Raw genomic sequence first — 22,498 nt, 5'->3', positions numbered from 1 at the left:
TCCTTTATGCAACATCGTTACCGGTGAAACTCCGCCCACTGCAGCACGTGGGCGGTATCGGCCAATTAACCGTTTTTCATGGCTTCCAATTCTTCCCAGCGGGCAAATGCCTCTTCCAACTGCTTTTCCGCCGCGGCCAGATCGGACAACACCTGCTGCGTCTCGCTGTGCGGCCGCGAGAAGAAATCAGCATCGCTGACCTGCGCCTGCATGGTTTCAATTTCGGCCTCCAACTGCTCCAGCCGCTGCGGCAGTTGTTCCAGCTCGCGCAGCAAGTTGTAGCTTAGCTTCGCTGCGGTTTTTTTCGGCTGTTCGGCTTTTTTCTCTGCAACCGGTTTGGCCTGGCTGATGGCGGCCTGGCGGATAGGCTGCGCCGTCGCCCGCTGGTGATGGGCATCATAATAGCCACCGACAAAGGCCTTGATCACGCCATTGCCCTCGAAGATCCAACATTCGGTAACTGAGTTGTCCACAAACTGACGATCGTGGCTCACTAACAGCACGGTGCCTTGGTAGCTGTCGATCAATTCTTCCAACAGTTCGAGTGTCTCAACATCCAGATCGTTGGTCGGTTCGTCAAGGATCAGCAGGTTGCTTGGCTTCAGAAACAGCTTGGCCAACAGCAGACGGTTACGTTCACCGCCGGACAACGCCTTCACCGGCGTCATGGCGCGCTTCGGATGGAACAGGAAGTCCTGCAGATAGCCAAGCACATGGCGGGAACGGCCATTGACCATCACCTCCTGCTTGCCTTCCGCCAGGTTGTCCATCACCGTGCGATCTGGATCCAGCTCGGCGCGGTGCTGGTCAAAATAGGCCACCTCCAGCTTGGTGCCGCAGTGCACCCGCCCGCTGTCGGCCTTCAGTTGGCCGAGCATCAGCTTCAGCAACGTCGTTTTGCCGCAGCCATTCGGGCCCACCAGCGCTATTTTGTCGCCGCGCTGCACCTGCGCGGAGAAATCACGCACCAGCACTTTATTGCCAACCTGATAATTGACGTTTTCCAGCTCAAACACGATCTTGCCGGAACGCACCGCTTCTTCCACCTGCATTTTGGCCGCGCCCATCACTTCACGCCGCTCAGAGCGTTCCGTACGCAACGCCTTCAGCGCACGCACGCGCCCTTCGTTACGGGTGCGCCGCGCCTTGATGCCCTGGCGGATCCATACCTCTTCCTGCGCCAACTTGCGATCAAATTCCGCATTCTGCAATTCTTCAACCCGCAGCGCTTCTTCTTTACCTAGCAGGTACTGATCGTAATTGCCCGGCCAGGAAACCAGTTTGCCGCGGTCAAGATCCACAATACGCGTTGCCATATTGCGGATGAATGAACGGTCGTGAGAAATAAAGACAATGCTGCCCTGGAATTCTTTCAGGAACCCTTCCAGCCAGTCGATCGTTTCAATATCCAGGTGGTTGGTTGGCTCATCCAGCAATAGCACGCGCGGTGCGCTGACCAGTGCCCGGCCAAGCGCCGCTTTACGCAGCCAGCCGCCGGACAGCGATGAAAGCTGGGCGTTGCCGTCCAGGCCAAGCTGCGCCAGTACTTCGCTGATGCGGCTATCAAGTTGCCACAGGCCCTGATGATCCAGCACTTCCATAATCTGCGCCATGCGCGCCAGGTTTTTCTCGCTCGGATCCTGCTCCACCCGCTTGGAAATGTCATGGTAGGCTTTCAGGTGCTCCGCCTGCTCCGCCACGCCTTCGGCAACAAAATCAAACACGGTGCCGCCGATATTACGCGGCGGATCCTGTTGCAGCCGGGCGACGATCAGATCCTGCTCATACACGATGCGCCCATCATCAAGTGGGATTTCCTTGCCAAGGATCTTCAGCAAGGTGGATTTCCCGGCGCCATTGCGCCCCACCAGACAAACGCGTTCGTTGTCTTCGATGTGAATTTCAGTGTTATCTAAAAGCGGCGCATCGCTGAAAGACAGCCAGGCACCGGACATGCTGATTAACGACATAACTATTCTTTTCCTTCGCCGGCATGGGTCACCAGCCAACAGTTATGGATCTGACGGTTACGGGCAAAATCCTGCGACAGCGTCTGAGCGGTGATTTCTTTCGCCGCCAGACCCAATGCGCCAAGACCGGCCAGATCCATTTGGAAGCCGCGCTTGTTGTTGGAGAACATAATCGTCCCGTTACGGCGCAGCAAACGTTTCAAATCTTTCATCAGCGCCAGATGATCGCGCTGAACATCAAAGGTGTTTTCCATCCGCTTGGAATTGGAGAACGTTGGCGGATCGATGAAAATCACGTCGAACTGTTCGTTGGCATTATGCAGCCAGGACAGGCAGTCGGCCTGTATCAATCGGTGCTGTCTGCCCACCAGATCGTTCGCCCGCAGGTTCTTTTCCGCCCATTCCAGATAGGTGCGCGACATATCTACGGTGGTGGTGGAACGCGCGCCCCCCAGCCCGGCGTGCACACTGGCGGTGCCGGTGTAGGCGAACAGGTTAAGGAAATCCTTGCCGGCGCTCATTTCCCCGAGCATGCGGCGTGCATTACGGTGGTCGAGAAACAGCCCGGTATCCAGATAATCCGTCAGGTTCACCCATAGCTTGGCGCGGAATTCTTCCACCAGCATAAATTCCCCCTTCTGCGCCAGCTTCTCATACTGGTTTTTGCCTTTCTGGCGCTCACGGGTTTTCATCACCAGTTGGTTGGACGACAGTTCCAGCACCGCCATCGTGGCGTTGATCACGTCAAACAGGCGCTGGCGGGCCTTCTGCGCATCCACCGTTTTCGGCGGCGCATACTCTTGCACCACAACCTTGCTGCCATAGCGATCCACCGCTACGTTATACTCCGGCAGATCCGCATCGTACAGACGATAGCATTCAATGCCCTGCTGCCTGGCCCATTTATCCAGTTTTTTCAGGTTTTTGCGCAGGCGGTTGGCGAAATCTTCCGCGACCTGCACGCCGCCCCCCGCCGCCGTTTCCGCCAACCGGTAATTTTTCTGCACACAGTCCAGCGGGCCGTTTTTCGCCTTGAACTGGCGCTCGGCACGCAGTTGCAGACAACTCAACAGCTCCGGCGATGCGCTGAACAACGAGAGTTGCCAACCGCCAAAGGCGCTTTTCATCACCCGCCCCAGCATATTATGCAGGGCAATCAGCGCCGGTTCGCTTTCCAGGCGCTCGCCGTAAGGCGGGTTGCTCAGCACGATGCCCTGCGGGCCGTCCGGCAGCGGATTAGTCAGCTTACTGACGTCATTGACGTTAAAGGTTATCAGTTCGCCAACACCGGAGCGGCGCGCATTAGCGCGCGCAATCTCAATCACCCGGCGATCGATATCCGAGCCGAAAAAGCGGGAGGGGGTTTCCTGCAGGCCGCGGCGTGCGCGCACCTGGGCTTCGGCAAGCAGTTCGCGCCATAGCTCGGCATTATGCCCGCGCCAGGCGGTAAAGCCCCAGTGCTGGCGTTGCAGGCCCGGCGCGCGATCACTGGCGATCATCGCCGCTTCGATCAGCAAGGTGCCGGAACCGCACATCGGATCGAGCATCGGCATGCCCGCCTGCCAGCCGGAGCGTTGCACGATGGCCGCAGCCAAGTTTTCCTTCAGCGGCGCCAGGCCGGTGAGATCGCGGTAGCCGCGCTGGTGCAGGCCTTCACCGCTCAGATCGAGTGCGACGCTTGCCGTATCACGCTGCAGGAACACGTTAATGCGGATGTCCGGCTGTTGCTTGGCAACGCTCGGGCGCTGATCAAGCTTGCGGGTGAAACTGTCGACGATCGCATCTTTCACTTTCAATGCGCCATATTGGCTGTTGCGGATCTCTTCATTAACACCGCTAAAATGCACGGCAAAGGTGTCATCAACGCTAAAGATCGTTGACCAGTCAATGGCCTGTACGCCAAGGTAAAGGTCCAGATCGCTGTGCACACGGAATTCGTTGAGCGGCAACAGAATACGTGAAGCCAGGCGGCTCCACAGCAGGCTTTGGTACAGAAGACGATCGTCACCCTGAAAATGTACCCCACCCTGCACCACTTTGCAGGCATGGGCGCCAAGCGCTTCCAGTTCGCTTTTTAACAGTTCTTCCAGGCCACGCGCTGTGCTGGCAAACAGAGAGTTCATATCGTACTTATCACCAAAAAGAAAATTGTTGCGCATTATAGCTAATCCAGACCGCTTGTCATAAAGTTGCCTCTTTCTATTTAATAATCACACGGAGATAAGGTGATTACACTTTCGCGTCTTTATGTCCATCCGGTCAAATCGCTACGTGGTTTGCAGCTCTCCCATGCGCAGGTTGCGCACCAAGGGCTGGCATTTGATCGTTCGTTTATGGTCACCGAGCCGGACGGCACTTTTATCACCGCACGCCAATACCCGCAAATGGTGCTGTTCACGCCGGCGCTGCTGGCCGATGGCCTGCATTTAAACGCGCCGGACGGCGAAAGCATGACTATCCGCTTCAGCGATTTTAGCCGGCAAGCACACCCCACTGAAGTATGGGGTAACCACTTCACCGCGCTAATCGCGCCACCGGCGGTGAATCAGTGGCTTAGCGGCTATTTCCGCCGCAGCGTACAGCTACGCTGGCTGGGGCCGGAGCTCACCCGCCGGGTAAAAAAACACCCCGAAGTTCCGCTCTCTTTTGCCGACGGTTATCCCTTTTTGCTGGCCAATGAAGCCTCATTGCATGATGTGCAGCAGCGCTGCCCCAGCAGCGTTAAAATGGAACAGTTCAGGCCGAACCTGGTGATAAGCGGTACCGCGGCCTGGGCCGAAGACGGTTGGCAAACTATTCGTATCGGCAATGTTATTTTTGACCTGGTGAAACCGTGCAGCCGCTGTGTACTGACCACCGTCAGCACCGAACGCGGGCGCAAACATCCAAGCGGTGAGCCCCTGAGCACGTTACAGCAATTCCGTACCGCCGATAACGGCGATGTGGATTTTGGCCAGAACATGATTGCACGCACCAGCGGTATTATTCGCGTGGGGGATACGGTCGATGTCTTGGCCCTGAAGCCGCCACGCCCCTATGGCAGAGGGAAGGTCGTCGAGAGCGTACAGGCGCCGCAGCAGCGCGAACGGCCGGTCACGATTGAATACGCAGGGAAGATCTTTCAGGGCAATAACCAGCAAATCCTGCTGGAACAGTTGGAACAACAAGGCATCCGCATCCCCTATTCCTGCCGCGCGGGCGTTTGCGGCAGCTGCCATATGGCGTTGCTCAGCGGCAAAGTCGCACCGTTGAAGAAAAGCGCCGTGGCGGCGGATGGCACCATACTGGCATGCAGTTGCATACCGGAAAGCGATCTGAAGCTGGCTTAAGCCGTATTACGCAGCGAGGCGCGGGGAGCGGCGTTGGCCTGCTCATAGGGTTTGAGGCGATCGTGCATGACCTTGATGGCATCACCCAAAATCATGGTGCGGCCCGCCAGCGACAGTTGACCCTGCGCCAGCAGGCACAGGCTGGCGTTATCGCCGGCTTCCACCACCAACAGGCGAGCTTCTTCATTACTGGCCATTACCTTCACCGCCGCCAGTTCGCCGTTTTTCGGCTGCAGCGGAAAATGTTGCTGCGAGAAGTGCCAACTTTTGGGCATCAACGGTTTGAGGAAGCGAAAGGCCACCAGCGCGTTCAATACCAATTCGGCCCGCTGCTCGTTGCTCAGGTTAATTTGTTTGCATTGCTCGTCATAGGTGAAATAAAGCGCCGCGTCGTCAACGCAAAAAGCGCATTCAGCAAACGCATCCGGGGTTAGCATTTTTGCCGGAAAACGCGAACGGAAGATCATACCATTAGCCAAATCGAGCATTAGCCGATCGTGTTCAGCGTCAAAATACCAACGCCAATTATCGTCAGGTTTTATCTTCATTAGTTATCCTTTTCGCCTCGAGCCAACGCCGTATTTACCCCAAGCGACGATGCTAACATCGCCAATGTCGCTTAAACATCGGATAATTCCGCGAACAATATTTATGCCAACGAACAAAATATAAACGAGCCGGGAGCAGAAATAAACCCCCAGCACGGTATGAAAGGAAAAATATTAGATATGGGTAACGATATCTTTAATCAAACCTGGGCCACGGAAAATAAACCCGGAATAAATTTGTATCAGCGAAGCGCCCGCAGCCACTTTTTCACGCGCGGCCATCAGCGAATCAATACCGCCAACGCCGATGATAGGCAAACGCCCCTGAAGCTCTTGCGATAAACGGCGTATCACTTCGGTGCTGCTTGACTGTAATGGACGGCCGCTCAAGCCCCCGGTTTGTTCGCAGTGATTAAGGCCCTGCACCAATTTACGATCCAGCGTGGTGTTGGTTGCAATCACACCGTCAATATTATGGCGCACCAGACTATCGGCTATTTGGATCAATTCTTCTTCAGAAAGATCCGGCGCGATCTTTACCGCCACGGGGACATATTTATGATGGCGGGCATTCAGCTCTGCCTGCTTATTTTTGATCGCCGCTAAAAGATCGTCCAGCGCTTCACCGTACTGCAAGGATCTTAAACCGGGGGTGTTAGGGGAAGATATATTGATCGCAATATAGCCAGCATAAGGATAGATCTTATCCATGCAGATCAGATAATCATCTTTTCCTTGCTCAACCGGGGTGTCTTTATTCTTGCCAATATTAATCCCAAGAATGCCGCCGAAGTGGGATTTTTTAACGTTCTCGACCAGGTTATCCACCCCATGATTATTAAAGCCCATTCGGTTTATCAGGCCTTCCGCTTCGACAATGCGAAACAAGCGGGGCTTTTCATTACCTGGCTGAGGGCGCGGCGTGACCGTTCCTACCTCAATAGAGCCGAAGCCCATCGCGCCCAGGGCATCGATACAGTCACCGTCTTTATCCAGGCCGGCGGCCAGCCCTAACGGATTTTTAAATGAGAGCCCCATACAGTTTACCGGCTTTGTCGGCACGGACTGGCGGACCAGAAACTCAAGCGGGGTGCCGGTAATACGGCGCAGCTGTTGGAAGGTTAATTCATGCGCGCGCTCTGGATCGAACTGGAATAGCGCTTTCCTGACGAGGGGGTAGTACATGTACTCTCCTGATTTCCCGGTTGCAGACCGGGGGCGTATTATCCGGGATCCCAGCGCCAATTGGAATTGATTCAGGGCAAAAAATCGCGTGTTCATCGCGTCATTTCTCGCCTTCTCCCTGCCGACAGATTAACAACCCCATCATGCGAGCAACCTAATCCCAACTAACTCATAACAAAATTAAAAAAAGAGATTTAAACAACGCCCTACTTTGCTGGTAGTTTTAAAACACTTCATAAACATTTTCTGATTAAACCTAACTTTTAGTTATAAGGAGTCGTCATGCGGGTTATATCACTGGCGGGTAGCCCTCGTCTCCCCTCTCGTTCAGCAGCACTGCTCACCCTGGGGCAAAAATGGCTGCAACAGCGTGGGGTGGAAGTGATCGCCTATACCTTGCACGATTTTGACGCTGAAGATTTGCTGTACGCCAACTTTAATAGCCCACAAATCAAGGCATTTACCGCGCAGTTGGCGCAAGCCGACGGTTTACTGATCGCCACGCCCGTTTATAAAGCGTCGTTTTCCGGTGCACTGAAAACCCTATTGGATCTGCTGCCGGAGCGCGCGCTGGATCATAAAGTGGTGTTGCCGCTGGCAACCGGGGGTTCCATTGGGCATATGCTGGCCGTGGACTACGCCCTGAAACCCGTACTGGCGGCGCTCAAAGCGCAGGAAGTTCTGCACGGCGTGTTTGCCGACGACAGCCAGGTATTACAAAACGGCGACGATATCCAACTGCAGGAAGGCGTAGCGGCGCGCCTGGAAGAAGCGCTGGAAAGCCTGTATCTGGCCTTGGGCCGCCGTCACCCCGTCACGGCCAGGGCCCCCTCGGCATTACTGACCGGCCAATCGGCGTAATGCGCCACGGGGAACACTATCATGAGCCTTAACGCTGAGGAGCCCAAACATGGCGAGTAATACTACGCGTATACTGCACCGGTTGGCCCCCTGGGCCTTGCCGGTAACGCTGATCGTGCTGTGGCAAATCGCGGTCGAAGCCGGCTGGCTGTCAAACCGTATCCTGCCGGCGCCCAGCGCGGTGATCACCGCCTTTTGGGCATTGGCGAAAAGCGGCGAACTGTGGCAACACCTGTCAATCAGCACCTGGCGCGCCCTGATCGGTTTTAGCATCGGCGGCAGCCTGGGATTGACCCTGGGCTTTATTACCGGGTTGTCACGCTGGGGTGAGCGCCTGCTCGACAGTTCTATCCAAATGATCCGCAACGTGCCGCATTTAGCGTTGATCCCACTGGTGATCCTGTGGTTCGGCATCGACGAATCCGCGAAGATCTTCCTGGTGGCCCTTGGCACCCTGTTCCCGATTTATCTCAACACCTATCACGGGATCAAAAATATCGATCGCGGTCTGCTGGAAATGGCTCGCAGCTACGGGCTAAGCGGCTTCCAGTTATTCACTCAGGTCGTGCTGCCCGGCGCCCTACCCTCTATTATGGTGGGCGTGCGCTTTGCCCTCGGCTTTATGTGGCTGACGCTGATCGTGGCCGAAACCATTTCCGCCAACTCCGGCATCGGCTATCTGGCGATGAACGCCAGAGAATTCTTGCAAACCGACATCGTGGTGGTGGCAATCGTCCTGTATGCCCTGCTCGGCAAATTGGCCGACGTCAGCGCTCAACTCCTGGAGCGCGTTTGGCTACGCTGGCATCCGGCTTACCAACTGAAACAAGGTGAAGCGTCATGAGTACCCCTGCCCGCATCCCACAAGGCACGCCAGTCACCCTGGAATCGATCGCCAAACGGTACGGTAACCGCACCGTGCTCGACAATATTCAACTGCGCATTACCGCCGGCCAGTTTGTCGCCGTCGTTGGCCGCAGCGGCTGCGGTAAAAGTACGCTGTTGCGCCTGATGGCCGGGCTGGAAACCGCCAGCGGCGGCGCGCTGTTAAGCGGCAACGCCCCACTCAGCAGCGTGAAAAACGATACCCGCCTGATGTTCCAGGATGCGCGCCTGCTGCCGTGGAAAAAGGTTATCGACAACGTTGGCCTTGGCCTGCGCGGCAACTGGCGCGAGGCCGCATTGCAGGCGTTGGAAGCTGTGGGCCTGGCCGACCGCGCCAACGAGTGGCCCAGCGCGCTCTCCGGCGGCCAGAAACAGCGCGTCGCGCTGGCCAGAGCGTTGATCCATCGCCCCCGCCTGTTATTGCTGGATGAGCCTTTGGGGGCGCTGGATGCCCTGACGCGCATTGAGATGCAGGGGCTGATTGAAAGCCTGTGGCAACAGCACGGCTTTACCGTCTTGCTGGTGACGCACGACGTCAGTGAAGCGATCGCCCTGGCCGATCGGGTGATTTTAATTGAGGAAGGCAACGTTGGGTTGGATTTAACTATCGATCTGCCGCGCCCACGCCGCAAGGGCTCCGCCAAACTGGCCGAGCTGGAGGCCACCGTGCTCGACCGGGTGCTGACCCCCACCGTAGCGCCGGCTCAACGCCTGGCCAATTAAAAATAAATATCCTCCGGCATAGCCGGAGGTTTTTCTGATGCGCCTATAAGGCTCTGTTACCAGCCGCGCCCTAACAGGCGCATACGATCTGACATTTGCATCAGACTCCGTTACTTACGGCCCGTAAACGGGCTGCCCGGGTAAGGGATCGATAACTGCTCGCCCATTTTATCCTCTTCAAGTTGGTGCTTTATGTATTCCTGTATCTTCGCGGTGTTCTTCCCCACCGTATCTACGTAGTACCCCCGGCACCAGAACTCCCTGTTTCTGTATTTGAATTTCAGATCTCCAAACTGCTCATAAAGCATCAGACTGCTTTTCCCTTTCAGATATCCCATAAAGCCAGATACGCTCATTTTGGGCGGGATTTCCACAAGCATATGGATATGATCTGCGCAGCATTCAGCTTTCAGGATCCGTACATTTTTCCACTCACATAGCTTTCTTAAGATACTGCCTATCGCCAGACGTTTCTCTCCGTAGAACGCTTGTCTTCGGTATTTTGGCGCAAAAACTATGTGATATTTACAGTTCCATCGGGTGTGCGCTAAGCTCTTTTCGTCCCCCATTGGGACCCCCTTTTGATTTCTTGTTGAACTTTTGCAGTTGCCAGACCGCAAGATGTTTTAACAAATCAAAAGGGGTTTTAATAACTGGCTTAAAGCTGAAAGCTTTCCGGAACCCCCAGCCTAGCTGGGGGTTTTCCATAGACAAAAAGGGCGGCCCACGAATGTGCCGCCCTTTCCTTCATCACCCTAAGGCGCTCTGCGTTTAGGCTTCCAACGCTTTGGTGATTTTCTCGTACAGATCGCCTGACAGGTTTTCCAACCCTTTCAGCTGTTCCAGTGCGCTGCGCATCAGCGCTTGGCGCGAGGCATCGTAACGTTTGAGGCGGATCAACGGTTCAATCAGCCGCGCGGCCACCTGCGGATTACGCGTGTTCAAATCGCTCAAGATCTCCGCCAGGAACTGGTAGCCGCTGCCATCCGCCGCATGGAACGACGCTGGGTTGGCCGAGGCGAAAGCGCCAATCAACGCGCGCAGACGGTTCGGGTTGCTCAGGCTGAATGAGCGGTGTTGCAGCAGGCTGCGCACCTTGGCCAATACGTTGGCCTCCGGGCTGGTAGCCTGCAGCACAAACCATTTATCCATTACCAGTCCATCCTGATGCCAGCGTTCGTCAAACGCCGCCATCAGTTCATCACGGCACGGCAGCTGCGCGCTGACCGCCGCCGACAGCGCGGCCAGCGAATCGGTCATATTATCGGCCTGCCGGAATTGCTGCACCACCAGCTTATCGGCCAACGCCACTTCGCCAAACGCCAGATAGTTCAGGCAAACGTTGCGCAAGGCGCGTTTGGCGATATCCCCATGCTCGACGCGATAACCCGCCGTTTTGTTGGCGTGGTAGACGGCCAGCCATTCATCCGCCATTTCATCCGCCAGGCAGCGGGTCATGGCGGTACGCACCGCAGCGATCGCTTGCGGATCAATGGTAGTGAACAACTCGGCGATCTCGCTCTCCGTCGGCAGCGTCAGGATCTGCGCCGCCAACGCCGGATCGAGTATCTCATCCAGCAATACGGCGCGGAATGCATCCACCACGTGCAACGGCAGCGACAGCGGCTGTTGCTGCTGATATTTGGCGACGTTAAGCTTGATATAGGTCGCCAGCAGGCTCTGTGCGGCATCCCAACGGGCGAAGTCGTTGCGCGCGTGCTGCATCAGGAAGGTCAGTTGCCGATCGCTGTACGGGTAGTCCAGCTTCACCGGCGCAGAAAATTCCTGCAGCAGCGACACCACCGGTTTTTGCTCGACGCCGTCAAAAATAAAGGTCTGCTCCGCCTGGGTGACATTCAGCACGTTGTTGACCGGCTGACCGTCTTTCTGCAGCGCAATCACCTGGCCTTCACTGCCATACAGTTCAATATCCAGCGGAATATGGAGCGGCAGCTTTTCCGGCTGTTCCGCCGTTGGCGGCGTTTGCTGGCTGACATGCAGGCGATACTGTTGCTTCTCGGCGTCGTATTCATCGCGCACCGTCAGCACTGGCGTGCCGGCCTGGCTGTACCAACGGCGGAACAGCGACAGATCGACATTGGAGGCGTCTTCCATCGCCTGCACAAAATCATCGCAGGTGGCGGCGCTGCCGTCATGGCGTTCAAAATAGAGCTGCATCCCTTTCTGGAAGTTCTCTTCGCCCAACAGGGTATGCATCATTCGGATCACTTCCGCGCCCTTCTCATAGACCGTCAGGGTATAGAAGTTGTTCATTTCGATCACTTTATCCGGCCGGATGGCGTGCGCCATCGGGCTGGCGTCTTCGGCAAACTGCGCGCCGCGCATCACTCGCACATTATTGATGCGGTTGACCGCCCGCGAGCCGAGATCGGAACTGAATTCCTGATCGCGAAAGACCGTTAGCCCCTCTTTCAGGCTAAGCTGGAACCAGTCGCGGCAGGTAACGCGGTTACCGGTCCAGTTGTGGAAGTATTCATGGCCGATGACCGCTTCAATATTCAGGTAATCCTTGTCCGTGGCGGTTTCCGCCTTGGCCAGCACATATTTGGAGTTAAATACATTTAACCCCTTGTTTTCCATGGCGCCCATATTGAAGAAATCCACCGCGACGATCATATAGATATCGAGATCGTATTCCAGGCCGAAGCGCGTTTCGTCCCACTTCATCGCATTTTTCAGCGAGGTCATCGCCCAGCCGGCGCGATCCAGATTGCCGCGATCGACAAACAGCTCCAGCGCCACGTCGCGCCCGGAGCGGGTGATGAAAGTATCCCGCAGGACGTCAAAGTCCCCCGCCACCAGCGCAAACAGGTAGCAAGGCTTCGGGAAAGGATCCTGCCACTGCACCCAGTGGCGGCCATCGTCCAGTTCGCCCTGCGCCACGCGGTTGCCATTGGAAAGCAGGAAGGGGTATTTGGCCTTGTCGGCCACAATGCGCGTGCTAAAGCGGGCCAGCACGTCCGGCCGATCGAGATAATACGTGATATGGCGGAAACCTTCGGCCTCACACTGGGTGCACAGCGCATCGCCCGACAGGTAAAGCCCTTCCAGCGCGCTGTTTTGCGCCGGGTGAATATCCGTAACGATGGTCAGCGTGAACTGCGCCGGCAGTTGCTCAACCACCAGCGTATTCTCCTGCTGGCGGTAATGGCTCCAGTCCTGCCCGTCAATCTGCAGGCTTACCAGCGCCAGATCTTCGCCATCCAGAATCAACGGGGCACCGGCGGCGCCCTGGCGCTTAACCTGGCTGACGGCCGTCACCTGGGTGGTGGTGGCATCCAACTCAAAATTCAAATCAAGATCGGTAATGGTATAGTCAGGTGCGCGATAGTCGTGGCGATACTTCGCCCGAGGCTGCTGAGTCATAAAAAACCTTCTTATTCCGGAATTACGGGAGTCCCGGCACCATCAACCGCGCGGGCGTTTCGGCTGACCAGAACGCAGTGCAGCAGTAATGTGCCTGATTGTAAACAAACTGTATCACAGCCACAGAAAAAACCCAGAGCCGGAGCAGGCTAACCGATCGGCCGCCTTTCAAGGGGCCGCCATCTGCCTTCCCGCGTAAATATTTTTCGTTAGATGTAGTGTTTAAAATAATTAACACTATAATTTCTATTACTAAATAAGCTAAGTTCGCCACCTGACTGGTTTACTTGGCTTTTATGCCAGCCCCCCTGGCGCCGGCGAGAAAACGGCACGTTTAATCCTCGACCCGCTCTGGCGATTTGTGGTGTCATGGGGCTTCAATCACAGAATAATCCGGGTATACTCCTGCAAAATTTTTATATTGCGCCGGATTTGGACACGCGCCTGACGAGGATGCTGTAACGCATATGACTCAATACGCTTCCCCAATTTTGACATCGTTGCTTGATACCGATGCCTACAAGCTTCATATGCAGCAAGCGGTGTTCCACCGCTACCCTGCGGTTACCGTGGCGGCCGAGTTCCGTTGCCGCGGCGATGAATTGCTGGGTGAGTATGCCGGTGAAATCCGCGAGCAGATTGCGCTGATGAGTGAACTGGCGCTGACTGAAGCCGAAAGTCGCTATCTTTCGACGCTGCCCTTTTTCCGCCAGGATTACCTTAGCTGGCTACGCAATTTCCGCTACGATCCGCAGCAGGTGCAGGTGACCAATCAACACGGCCGCCTGCATATCCGCATCGCCGGGCCGTGGCGCGAGGTGATCCTGTGGGAAGTGCCGTTGCTGGCATTAATCAGCGAAGTGGTGCATCGCCACCGTTCACCGCAGGTGACCACAGAGATGGCAACCGATCGTCTGCGCACCAAACTGGAGCATTTCCAGCAGGTGACGGCCGATCTGGATATTTCGCGCTTTAAACTGATGGACTTCGGTACCCGCCGCCGTTTTTCCCACGGCGTACAAAAAGCCATCGTCAGTACGCTGAAAGCGGAATTTCCTTATTTTATCGGCACCAGCAACTACGATCTGGCGCACCAACTGCAGCTCACGCCCGTCGGCACGCAGGCGCATGAATGGTTCCAGGCCCATCAGCAAATCAGCCCAGTGCTGGCCAACAGCCAGCGTGCGGCGCTGCAGGCGTGGGTGGATGAATATCCCGACCAGTTGGGGATTGCGCTCACCGATTGCATCACAATGGATGCGTTCCTGCGCGACTTTGGCCAACAGTTCGCCCAGCGCTATCAGGGCTTGCGCCATGACTCGGGGGATCCTTTCGCCTGGGGCGAAAAAGCCATCGCCCATTATCAAAAACTGGATATTGATCCACTGAATAAAACGCTGGTGTTCTCCGACAACCTGGATCTGGACAAGGCGCTGGCGCTTTACCGCCATTTCGATCGGCGCGTCAACCTGGTGTTTGGTATCGGCACCCACCTGACCTGCGATATCCCCGGCGTGAAACCGCTGAATATCGTCATTAAGCTGGTGGAATGCAAAGGCAAACCGGTGGCCAAACTGTCGGACAGCCCGGGGAAAACCATCTGCCAGGACAAAGCCTTCGTCAAGGCGTTGCGTAAAGCCTTTGATCTGCCGTTGGTGAAGAAAGCCAGTTGATCCCCCCAGCCGGCGGCACCCGCACGCCGGCTTTTCACTTCCTTTATATAGCTGTGCTCATTTGCCCTGCACGGGCATGCGAAATGTTGCACCGATTTGGCGATTTCTACTTGTGCTCTGCACCGCGGCAAGTAACATAGTGAGGCTCCCATACTATGGGGTTGTTAGCTATTCCTGAACCAAAAACCTATAAAGAGAGAAATCTATGAGCGTAGTGCCTGTAGTCGACGTACTGCAAGGCCGTGCCCCGGTTGACAGTGAAGTCACGGTGCGCGGTTGGGTACGTACCCGGAGAGATTCTAAAGCTGGTATCTCCTTCCTCGCCGTTTATGACGGCTCCTGCTTTAATCCGTTACAGGCCGTTGTTAATAATTCTCTGCCCAATTACCAGGATGAAGTGCTGCATCTGACCACCGGCTGCTCCGTGGAAGTCAGCGGTAAAGTCGTGGCCTCACCCGGTGGCGGCCAAAGCTTTGAGCTACAGGCAACCGCGGTAAAAGTCGTCGGTATGGTTGACGATCCGGATACCTACCCGATGGCGGCCAAACGCCACAGCATCGAATACCTGCGCGAAGTCGCCCACTTGCGCCCACGCACCAACCTGATCGGCGCAGTGGCCCGTGTGCGCCACACGCTGGCCCAGGCTATTCACCGTTTCTTCCATGAAAATGGTTACTTCTGGGTATCCACCCCGTTGATCACCGCCTCTGATACCGAAGGCGCCGGCGAAATGTTCCGCGTTTCTACGCTGGATCTGCAAAACCTGCCGCGTGACGATAAAGGCGCCGTTGACTTCAGCGAGGATTTCTTCGGCAAAGAAGCGTTCCTGACCGTATCCGGCCAGTTGAACGGTGAAGCCTATGCCTGCGCGCTGTCTAAAATTTACACCTTTGGCCCGACCTTCCGTGCCGAAAACTCCAACACCAGCCGCCACCTGGCGGAGTTTTGGATGATCGAGCCTGAAGTCGCCTTCGCCACGCTGGAAGACATCGCCGGGCTGGCGGAAAATCTGCTGAAATATGTCTTCCAGGCCGTGCTGAATGAACGTGCTGATGATATGCAGTTCTTTGCCGAGCGCGTGGATAAAGATGCCGTTGAACGTTTGTCGCGCTTTGTTTCTTCTGATTTCGCCCAGGTGGACTACACCGAAGCCGTTGAGATTTTGTTGGCTTCCGGCCAAAAATTCGAGAACCCGGTATCCTGGGGCATCGATCTTTCTTCTGAACATGAACGCTATCTGGCGGAGCAACACTTTAAAGCGCCGGTGGTAGTGAAAAACTACCCGAAAGATATTAAAGCGTTTTATATGCGTATGAACGAAGACGGCAAAACCGTGGCGGCAATGGACGTTTTGGCACCTGGCATCGGCGAGATCATTGGCGGTTCTCAGCGTGAAGAACGCCTGGCGGTGTTAGATAGCCGCATGGAAGAGATGGGCCTGAACAAAGAAGATTATTGGTGGTACCGCGATTTGCGCCGTTACGGCACGGTTCCTCATTCAGGCTTTGGTTTGGGCTTTGAGCGCCTGGTTGCTTATGTTACCGGTGTGCAAAACGTGCGAGACGTGATTCCTTTCCCACGTACGCCGCGAAACGCAACGTTCTGATTGCTAAAACCAAACAGACAACATACCTTTTAGTTACAAAATAAAGGCCAGCTCAGCTGGCCTTTCGCATTTTCTATACTTGACTTTCATCACAAAGTTCCCTTATTTTTACATTCTGTTACAGCATTTTTCTTTTTGAAACCGGATTAGGATATTAGTAGCATTTTCGCTCTAGATTAACCCGGCTTTGAATGGAACACTGCGTGCAGACACAGGACGACACCAAACTATCTACAATAGTTCCCAAGAATTATTGGCGGCAGTGGCAAGGTGTCCGAATAACACCAATGAGGGTAATAATGATGAAGCGCAACATTCTTGCAGTGGTAATCCCGGCTCTGTTAGCGGCTGGTGCTGCTAACGCAGCAGAAATCTATAACAAAGACGGCAACAAACTGGATCTGTACGGTAAAGTTGACGGCCTGCACTACTTCTCTAAAGATAACAGCGCAGACGGCGACCAGTCTTACGTCCGTTTTGGCTTCAAAGGTGAAACCCAAATTACCGACCAACTGACCGGTTACGGCCAGTGGGAATACAACGTTCAGGCGAACCACACTGAATCTGAAGGCACCGAAGGCACCAAAACCCGTCTGGGCTTTGCAGGCCTGAAATTCGGCGACTACGGTTCACTCGACTACGGCCGTAACTACGGCGTATTCTACGATGTAGTTGGTTATACTGACGTTCTGGCTGAGTTTGGTGGCGATTCAGCTTACACTGACGTCTTTATGTCTGGCCGTACCAACGGCGTAGCAACCTACCGTAACACCAACTTCTTCGGTCTGGTCGACGGCCTGAACTTTGCTCTGCAATATCAGGGCGCTAACAATGAAAGCAGCAACAACGGCCCAACAGGCCGCAGCGCTCAGAAATCCAACGGCGATGGCTACGGTTTGTCTGCTTCCTACGATTTCGGCCTGGGCATTGGCGCAGTAGCCTCTTACAGCAGTTCAAAACGTTCATTAGCCCAAAATTCGCTGGCTTACGGTCAGGGTGATAAAGCTGAAAGCTGGGGTGCTGGCCTGAAATACGACGCCAACAACCTGTACCTGGCAACTATCTACACCGAAACCCGTAACGCAACGCCATTCTCTGGCACTGTTAACAACAATGATGTAAGCGGTTTTGCCAACAAAGCCCAAACCCTGGAACTGGTAGCTCAGTACCAGTTTGATTTCGGCCTGCGCCCATCACTGGCCTACGTTCAGTCTAAAGGCAAAGACATCGAAGGCATCGGCGACGCTGACCTGTACAAATACGTTGACGTTAGCGTTAGCTACGCATTCAACAAAAACATGTCTACCTACGTTGATTACAAAATCAACCAACTGGACAACAACAACCCACTGGGTCTGAACACCGACGACACCGTGGCTGTTGGCCTGGTTTACCAGTTCTAATTTGTTAAACGCCTGACAGTGGCGGTTTACTGCCACAGGTGTGAAAAACAGGGCTACGGCCCTGTTTTTGTTTTTGCTGCCTTTGCCCCTCTGCGTCTTTTCATCCCTGCTCTTTCATCACCTTTTCCTGCGGATTATGCCGCGGTCACAAGTTCGAGGTATTTTTCTCGCAAACGGTTGGCAAAGCGCATAACTGGCGCTACCCTGAACCTTCTGACTGCTTAACTCTAGGCCACGGAAGCATCTGAATGTTTGAAAAAATCACTGCTGCACCGGCCGACCCGATTCTGGGTCTCGCCGAAACTTTCCGCGCGGACGCCCGCCCTAATAAAATCAACCTCGGGATCGGCGTTTATAAAGATGAAACGGGTAAAACACCGGTGCTGACCAGCGTAAAAAAAGCTGAACAATATCTGCTGGAAAATGAAACCACCAAAAGCTACCTCGGTATCGAAGGCATTCCCGCATTCGCAGCGTGCACCCAGGCATTGCTGTTCGGCAAAGACAGCACAATTATTGCCGAACAACGTGCGCGCACGGCGCAAACCCCTGGCGGTACCGGCGGCTTGCGCGTGGCGGCAGACTTTATCGCTACGCAAACCGGTGCCAAACGCGTGTGGATCAGCAACCCAAGCTGGCCAAATCATAAAAACATCTTCAACGCGGCGGGCCTTGAGGTAGTGGAGTATGACTATTACGACGCGGCCAATCATGCGTTGGATTTTGACGGTCTGGTTAACAGCCTGAAACAGGCGCAGGCCGGCGACGTGGTGGTTCTCCATGGGTGCTGCCATAACCCGACAGGTATCGATCCAACCGAAGCACAATGGCAAGCGCTGTCCGATCTGGCCGCGGCCAACGGCTGGCTGCCGCTGTTTGACTTCGCCTACCAGGGCTTTGCCAACGGCCTGGAAGAAGATGCTCAGGGGCTGCGTATTTTCGCCGCGCAGCATAGTGAACTGATCGTCTCCAGTTCATATTCGAAAAACTTTGGCCTGTACAACGAACGCGTTGGCGCCTGTACGCTGGTCGCTGCTGATGCACAAACGGCCGAGCGCGCATTCAGCCAGGTTAAAGCCGGCATCCGCGCCAACTATTCCAACCCGCCGGCTCACGGTGCGGCTATCGTTGCAACTATCCTGAGCAATGAGTCACTGCGCGCGATGTGGGAACAGGAGCTGGCCGATATGCGCCAACGTATCCAGCGTATGCGCCAACTGTTCGTCAATACGCTGCAGGAAAAAGGCGCCCAGCAGGACTTCAGCTTTATCATCAAGCAAAATGGGATGTTCTCATTCAGCGGTTTGACCAAAGACCAGGTGCTGCGCCTGCGTGAGGAATTCGGCGTCTATGCGGTAAATTCCGGCCGCGTCAACGTCGCCGGGATGACGCCAGACAACATGGCGCCACTGTGCGAAGCCATCGTCGCCGTGCTATAAATCAGCACGCATAGATAAAACAAAGGGGCGCAGAAGCGCCCCTTTGTTATTCTGCAACGCCCTGCCACTACCAGATGGCAGGTTCGTCGCGCAGAAACGGATTGGTCTGGCGTTCATGCCCAAAGGTGGACATAGGGCCGTGGCCGGGAATAAAGGCCATGTCATCCCCCAACGGCAACAGTTTGGTGCGGATCGCGTTGATCAACGCCTGGTGGTCGCCGCGCGGGAAGTCGCTGCGCCCAACGCCGCCATTGAACAGCACATCGCCCACCAACGCCAGGCGTGCCTGTTGGTTGATAAACACGATATGGCCTGGCGTATGCCCTGGGCAGTGCAGCACCTGCAGCGTCATTTCCCCGACCTGCACGCTATCCCCTTCCTGCAACCATTTGGTCGGGGTCAAGGGTTCACACTCCTCCAGGCCGAACATGCGGCTCTGTGCCGGCAGGCCGTCAAGCCAGAAGGCATCTTCCTTATCCGGGCCGATAATCGGCACCTGATAGTGCTGGGCCAGCTCTGCCGCCGCACCCACGTGATCCAGATGGCCGTGAGTCAGCAAAATCTGCCCAACGGTGACGCCCTGGCGAGCGACCTCGGCTTTCAGTTTTTCCGCTTCACCACCGGGATCCACCAATGCGGCCTGCCCGGTTTTGTCACACCAAATCAGGGTACAGTTCTGGCTGAACGCGGTGACGGGAATAATCTGGTATTTCATAAGGCTCCATAACAATCACATTGCGGCGTAACCATACAGCTTACCGGAACAGATTGCGGGTTACCAGGTTCTGACCGGCCCGGTGTCTATATGCACAAAATTGCTACGCGGATAATATCCTACGCCGCCGGCGCGCATTTTTAACGCCGCTTTACGGATATTGCTTAGCTGAATACCTTCAATATGAAAATCCATCGCCTGCCCTTTGGTGTGATAACTTTGTTTTGCCACACCGCGGCTGTGCCCACGCAGTTCATTATTGGTAGCCAGGGAACGATAACCCGAAATTAATTGAATTGGCTTATGAGTGCCTAACATGCCTTGCAGGCGATAGAGATGATCAAATAAACGCGGATCAATTGATTTGATTTTATTCGCACGGTAATCACGGAACAAATGGTTAAGGCGAGCTAACTCATCGCTATTGTAATTTTTCCCGTCGAAAAACTCGGCCTTAAGTGATTCCCCCGTATTCAGGTTATTGACCACCAAAATACGCGGACGAGAGGTGGATAAACTGGCAAACGCCTGCTCTGGCAGCAGCGCTAACCCCAAGGCGGCGCTACCCAACGCCAGCCATCTACGGCGGTGATGATCGATGTTGTCCATGTTTCTGTCAGACCCGGAAAGAATATCGGAAAAATATGCACAGAAAAGCGCACTACCCGAACCATAACCGCCCGGCCGGGTTGAGTCAACCCGTGTGCCGCGTGGTTTGCGGGCAGAAAGCAAATACCTGCCCGCAGGATGGCCAAATATTCTGACCGTTATTTATTTAGAATTACTGCATTTACTGCAGTAATTTTTCTGCCTGAGCCAAAATTTGCGCGCCAGATCTCACCGTATCGTCATAATTGTAAATATCTGTACGAAATTGTGGCTTTCCATCATCAGAAACCCAGGCTGTTAAATAATACAATTTGACCGGAATATGCTGGCGAATATTGACGTATGTCGTGTTGCCGCCCTTCAGGGTCGAAGAGACGCGGGAATCATTCCAGCCCGCATCCTGCAGCAGCATATTCGCCAAATCAGACGCTTTATTCACACGCACACAGCCGGAACTGAGTGCCCGAATGTCTTTCTGAAACAGCGCATGATTCGGCGTATCGTGCAAATAAATGGCATCAGAGCTTGGCATATTGAATTTGAAACGCCCCAGCGAGTTATTGGTGCCCGGCGCCTGGCGGATGCGATACGGGAAATTACGGGCGGAAACCGTGTTCCAGTCAATCATCGCCGGATCGATCACCGTTGCATCGCTGCTCCAGCCCGACAACAATGTATAACCGTGTTTCTGGAAATAGCTGGCGTCACGCATCGCTTTCGGCACGATATCCTCACGCACCAGCGTCGTCGGCACATTCCACGGCGGATTCATCACCACGTTATTAAGCACGCTGCTCATCATCGGTGTTTTGCGGCTTGGCCGGCCGACAATAACCCGGGATGACAACACCTCATTACCATTTTGGTAGTAAGTCAGCGAATAGTTAGGGATGTTCACCATAATGCCGGTATTGACACTGTTGGGTAGAATACGCAAACGTTGGATATTCAAGGCCAGCAGAGAAGCGCGCATGTTGGGCGACACATTCAGCCACTCGCGCGTACGCGCGCCGATAACGCCGTCGTCGCTCAGGCCCTGCCATTTTTGGAAACGTTTTATCCCCTCCACCAGATCGCCAGTATAAATATTATCGCTGACCGCAGCCGGCCCGGCCGGCTGCTGCGCTGTATCCGCCGTTACTGAAGGCGCAATATCCTTTACCGGCGCAGCGGATGGGCTAACCACCGCTGGCGGAGCTTCCTGCGCTTTCTCTTCATCAACGGAAAGACCGCCGTCGTCGCCGGCATTCGATGAAATCAGCACGGCTGCAGGCTCCGTTGCCGGCGCCACCGCTGCAGCGCTTAGCATGCCATTACGCGTCAGAATTTCGCGCAGTGCCGGGATATCATTGCTCATTTGGCCGGGGCGCAGGCTTGGGCCATTGGCCAACCGCGGCCAGGGGCGACTATCCGCCAGCATGGCGCGCAGCGCCTGGTGCATCTTGGCATACTGCGGGTGTTGCGGCGCCAGGGATTCAACATAGGCCAGGGTTTTCCCATCGCGCACCGCCAACTGCCACTGGTTAATCACCGTGTTGGGCGGCAGGCCCAGCTTGTAAGGAATATTACTGTACAGCCAGTCATTGCCATTTGCCGCAATCGACGACACGAATTGCAGGTAGCCCAACATGGCGTCCGACAGCACAATATCACGCGCCATACCGCTGATTGCCGGATCCGTCAGTTGCTTGACCCATTGAGTAAACTGCGGCTGCACGCCGGAGATCGCCAGCTCGGCCAACTGCTGTTGAAACTGCCGTACCGCCTCGCGATCCTGCCACATGGGCTGCATATGATGGCCAGCATACAGCGCCGCCAGCGTAGAGAGGTTATGCGGCGTGACGCCAGACGGCAACGCCGCCATCAATTCAACACGACTTTGTGCGGCAGAGATGCCGGATGATGAAACCGGAAACGCTGGCACGGCTGCCCGTGTAGGTAACGACGCACTAATACTGCATGCCATAGCACAACTCAGTGCGAGACGCCGTATAGAGCCTCCATTTTCAAGCAACATCCTTTCCCCCTGTTTGCCCACAAAAAAACAACAATATTACCAGGTCGCCCGGCAAGAGCATTAACGGGCTTTTTTACTGAACGGCACCACGAACCCACTACAAAGACAACCTAGGTTTAGTATACAAACAGAAAACCCGTTTTGCTCT

The 22,498-nt window shown here is 55.1% G+C and carries 17 protein-coding genes; 8 read left to right on the top strand and 9 right to left on the bottom strand.

All coding sequences use genetic code 11. The features are described from left to right. Nucleotides 1–65: 65 nt before the first annotated feature. On the bottom strand, nucleotides 66–1,970 hold the full coding sequence (locus ACN28Q_RS20805) for an ABC transporter ATP-binding protein (RefSeq protein WP_095848087.1): 1,905 nt from the start codon (nucleotides 1,968–1,970) through the stop codon (nucleotides 66–68). Between the two features lie 2 nt (nucleotides 1,971–1,972). After that, nucleotides 1,973–4,093: a bifunctional 23S rRNA (guanine(2069)-N(7))-methyltransferase RlmK/23S rRNA (guanine(2445)-N(2))-methyltransferase RlmL gene (gene rlmKL / locus ACN28Q_RS20800; RefSeq protein WP_095849126.1), complete on the bottom strand. Its 2,121-nt coding sequence runs from the start codon at nucleotides 4,091–4,093 to the stop codon at nucleotides 1,973–1,975. A gap of 102 nt (nucleotides 4,094–4,195) precedes the next feature. Here rlmKL and ACN28Q_RS20795 point away from each other — a divergent pair, with 102 nt between their 5' ends. Further along, the gene (locus tag ACN28Q_RS20795; protein ID WP_095848086.1) at nucleotides 4,196–5,299 is read left to right on the top strand and encodes a YcbX family protein; all 1,104 of its coding nucleotides are present in this window, start codon (nucleotides 4,196–4,198) and stop codon (nucleotides 5,297–5,299) included. Here the strand turns inward: ACN28Q_RS20795 and ACN28Q_RS20790 are convergent. After that, nucleotides 5,296–5,847 carry a cell division protein ZapC gene (locus tag ACN28Q_RS20790; protein WP_095848085.1) on the bottom strand — a complete coding sequence of 184 codons (552 nt, stop codon included), beginning with the start codon at nucleotides 5,845–5,847 and terminating at the stop codon, nucleotides 5,296–5,298. The two genes, ACN28Q_RS20795 and ACN28Q_RS20790, sit on opposite strands and share 4 nt — an antisense overlap. Nucleotides 5,848–6,021: 174 nt before the next feature. Beyond that, nucleotides 6,022–7,032 carry a quinone-dependent dihydroorotate dehydrogenase gene (pyrD, locus tag ACN28Q_RS20785; RefSeq protein WP_095848084.1) on the bottom strand — a complete coding sequence of 337 codons (1,011 nt, stop codon included), beginning with the start codon at nucleotides 7,030–7,032 and terminating at the stop codon, nucleotides 6,022–6,024. 282 nt (nucleotides 7,033–7,314) lie between these two features. Between pyrD and ssuE the strand changes: the two genes are divergently transcribed. The 3 genes from ssuE to ssuB are packed head-to-tail and all read left to right on the top strand — an operon-like array spanning nucleotide 7,315 to nucleotide 9,501. Continuing rightward, complete coding sequence (gene ssuE / locus ACN28Q_RS20780; RefSeq protein WP_095848083.1) at nucleotides 7,315–7,893, top strand: NADPH-dependent FMN reductase; 579 nt, start codon at nucleotides 7,315–7,317, stop codon at nucleotides 7,891–7,893. 49 nt (nucleotides 7,894–7,942) lie between these two features. Continuing rightward, nucleotides 7,943–8,737: an aliphatic sulfonate ABC transporter permease SsuC gene (gene ssuC, locus ACN28Q_RS20775; RefSeq protein ID WP_095848082.1), complete on the top strand. Its 795-nt coding sequence runs from the start codon at nucleotides 7,943–7,945 to the stop codon at nucleotides 8,735–8,737. After that, nucleotides 8,734–9,501, top strand: coding sequence for an aliphatic sulfonates ABC transporter ATP-binding protein (ssuB, locus tag ACN28Q_RS20770; protein ID WP_095848081.1), 768 nt, complete (start codon nucleotides 8,734–8,736; stop codon nucleotides 9,499–9,501). Before ssuC ends, ssuB begins: the two co-directional genes overlap by 4 nt. 110 nt (nucleotides 9,502–9,611) lie before the next feature. On the opposite strand, the gene tnpA is transcribed toward ssuB, so the two are convergent. Beyond that, nucleotides 9,612–10,070, bottom strand: a complete 459-nt coding sequence (gene tnpA / locus ACN28Q_RS20765; protein WP_145957814.1) for an IS200/IS605 family transposase — start codon at nucleotides 10,068–10,070, stop codon at nucleotides 9,612–9,614. Between the two features lie 202 nt (nucleotides 10,071–10,272). After that, nucleotides 10,273–12,888 (bottom strand): aminopeptidase N, encoded by a 2,616-nt coding sequence (gene pepN / locus ACN28Q_RS20760; RefSeq protein WP_095848080.1) that lies wholly within the window; start codon nucleotides 12,886–12,888, stop codon nucleotides 10,273–10,275. A 467-nt stretch (nucleotides 12,889–13,355) separates the two neighbouring features. Between pepN and pncB the strand changes: the two genes are divergently transcribed. The 4 genes from pncB (at nucleotide 13,356) to ACN28Q_RS20740 (ending at nucleotide 19,009) form a co-directional block, all read left to right on the top strand. Beyond that, entirely contained in the window at nucleotides 13,356–14,561 is a 1,206-nt protein-coding gene (gene pncB / locus ACN28Q_RS20755) for a nicotinate phosphoribosyltransferase (protein ID WP_095848079.1), read from the top strand. 205 nt (nucleotides 14,562–14,766) lie between these two features. Next, nucleotides 14,767–16,167, top strand: coding sequence for an asparagine--tRNA ligase (gene asnS, locus ACN28Q_RS20750; RefSeq protein ID WP_095848078.1), 1,401 nt, complete (start codon nucleotides 14,767–14,769; stop codon nucleotides 16,165–16,167). A 299-nt stretch (nucleotides 16,168–16,466) separates the two neighbouring features. Then, complete coding sequence (ompC, locus tag ACN28Q_RS20745; protein ID WP_095848077.1) at nucleotides 16,467–17,570, top strand: porin OmpC; 1,104 nt, start codon at nucleotides 16,467–16,469, stop codon at nucleotides 17,568–17,570. A 248-nt stretch (nucleotides 17,571–17,818) separates the two neighbouring features. Next, nucleotides 17,819–19,009, top strand: coding sequence for an amino acid aminotransferase (locus ACN28Q_RS20740; RefSeq protein ID WP_095848076.1), 1,191 nt, complete (start codon nucleotides 17,819–17,821; stop codon nucleotides 19,007–19,009). Nucleotides 19,010–19,076: 67 nt separating this feature from the next. Here the strand turns inward: ACN28Q_RS20740 and ACN28Q_RS20735 are convergent, their stop codons facing one another. The 3 genes from ACN28Q_RS20735 to ldtD all read right to left on the bottom strand — a co-directional run bounded on the left by ACN28Q_RS20735 (nucleotide 19,077) and on the right by ldtD (nucleotide 22,350). Next, on the bottom strand, nucleotides 19,077–19,724 hold the full coding sequence (locus ACN28Q_RS20735; RefSeq protein WP_095848075.1) for an MBL fold metallo-hydrolase: 648 nt from the start codon (nucleotides 19,722–19,724) through the stop codon (nucleotides 19,077–19,079). 60 nt (nucleotides 19,725–19,784) lie between these two features. Next, the gene (gene mepK / locus ACN28Q_RS20730) at nucleotides 19,785–20,333 is read right to left on the bottom strand and encodes a peptidoglycan L,D-endopeptidase MepK (RefSeq protein ID WP_095848074.1); all 549 of its coding nucleotides are present in this window, start codon (nucleotides 20,331–20,333) and stop codon (nucleotides 19,785–19,787) included. A gap of 181 nt (nucleotides 20,334–20,514) precedes the next feature. Beyond that, nucleotides 20,515–22,350 (bottom strand): L,D-transpeptidase, encoded by a 1,836-nt coding sequence (gene ldtD, locus ACN28Q_RS20725; protein ID WP_095848073.1) that lies wholly within the window; start codon nucleotides 22,348–22,350, stop codon nucleotides 20,515–20,517. Nucleotides 22,351–22,498: the final 148 nt, after the last annotated feature.

This window comes from Gibbsiella quercinecans (assembly GCF_002291425.1).
Lineage (GTDB): Bacteria > Pseudomonadota > Gammaproteobacteria > Enterobacterales > Enterobacteriaceae > Gibbsiella > Gibbsiella quercinecans.
The sequence above is the reverse complement of the archived record's forward strand: the minus strand, read 5'-3'. Positions and strand labels throughout refer to the sequence as shown.

Bases quoted from the DNA above. Each gene is read 5' to 3' on its own strand.
- ACN28Q_RS20805 (WP_095848087.1), bottom strand. From the start codon at position 1,970: ATGTCGTTAATCAGCATGTCCGGTGCCTGGCTGTCTTTCAGCGATGCG.
- rlmKL (WP_095849126.1), bottom strand. From the start codon at position 4,093: ATGAACTCTCTGTTTGCCAGCACAGCGCGTGGCCTGGAAGAACTGTTA.
- ACN28Q_RS20790 (WP_095848085.1), bottom strand. From the start codon at position 5,847: ATGAAGATAAAACCTGACGATAATTGGCGTTGGTATTTTGACGCTGAA.
- pyrD (WP_095848084.1), bottom strand. From the start codon at position 7,032: ATGTACTACCCCCTCGTCAGGAAAGCGCTATTCCAGTTCGATCCAGAG.
- ssuE (WP_095848083.1), top strand. From the start codon at position 7,315: ATGCGGGTTATATCACTGGCGGGTAGCCCTCGTCTCCCCTCTCGTTCA.
- ssuC (WP_095848082.1), top strand. From the start codon at position 7,943: ATGGCGAGTAATACTACGCGTATACTGCACCGGTTGGCCCCCTGGGCC.
- ssuB (WP_095848081.1), top strand. From the start codon at position 8,734: ATGAGTACCCCTGCCCGCATCCCACAAGGCACGCCAGTCACCCTGGAA.
- tnpA (WP_145957814.1), bottom strand. From the start codon at position 10,070: ATGGGGGACGAAAAGAGCTTAGCGCACACCCGATGGAACTGTAAATAT.
- pepN (WP_095848080.1), bottom strand. From the start codon at position 12,888: ATGACTCAGCAGCCTCGGGCGAAGTATCGCCACGACTATCGCGCACCT.
- pncB (WP_095848079.1), top strand. From the start codon at position 13,356: ATGACTCAATACGCTTCCCCAATTTTGACATCGTTGCTTGATACCGAT.
- asnS (WP_095848078.1), top strand. From the start codon at position 14,767: ATGAGCGTAGTGCCTGTAGTCGACGTACTGCAAGGCCGTGCCCCGGTT.
- ompC (WP_095848077.1), top strand. From the start codon at position 16,467: ATGATGAAGCGCAACATTCTTGCAGTGGTAATCCCGGCTCTGTTAGCG.
- ACN28Q_RS20740 (WP_095848076.1), top strand. From the start codon at position 17,819: ATGTTTGAAAAAATCACTGCTGCACCGGCCGACCCGATTCTGGGTCTC.
- ACN28Q_RS20735 (WP_095848075.1), bottom strand. From the start codon at position 19,724: ATGAAATACCAGATTATTCCCGTCACCGCGTTCAGCCAGAACTGTACC.
- mepK (WP_095848074.1), bottom strand. From the start codon at position 20,333: ATGGACAACATCGATCATCACCGCCGTAGATGGCTGGCGTTGGGTAGC.
- ldtD (WP_095848073.1), bottom strand. From the start codon at position 22,350: ATGTTGCTTGAAAATGGAGGCTCTATACGGCGTCTCGCACTGAGTTGT.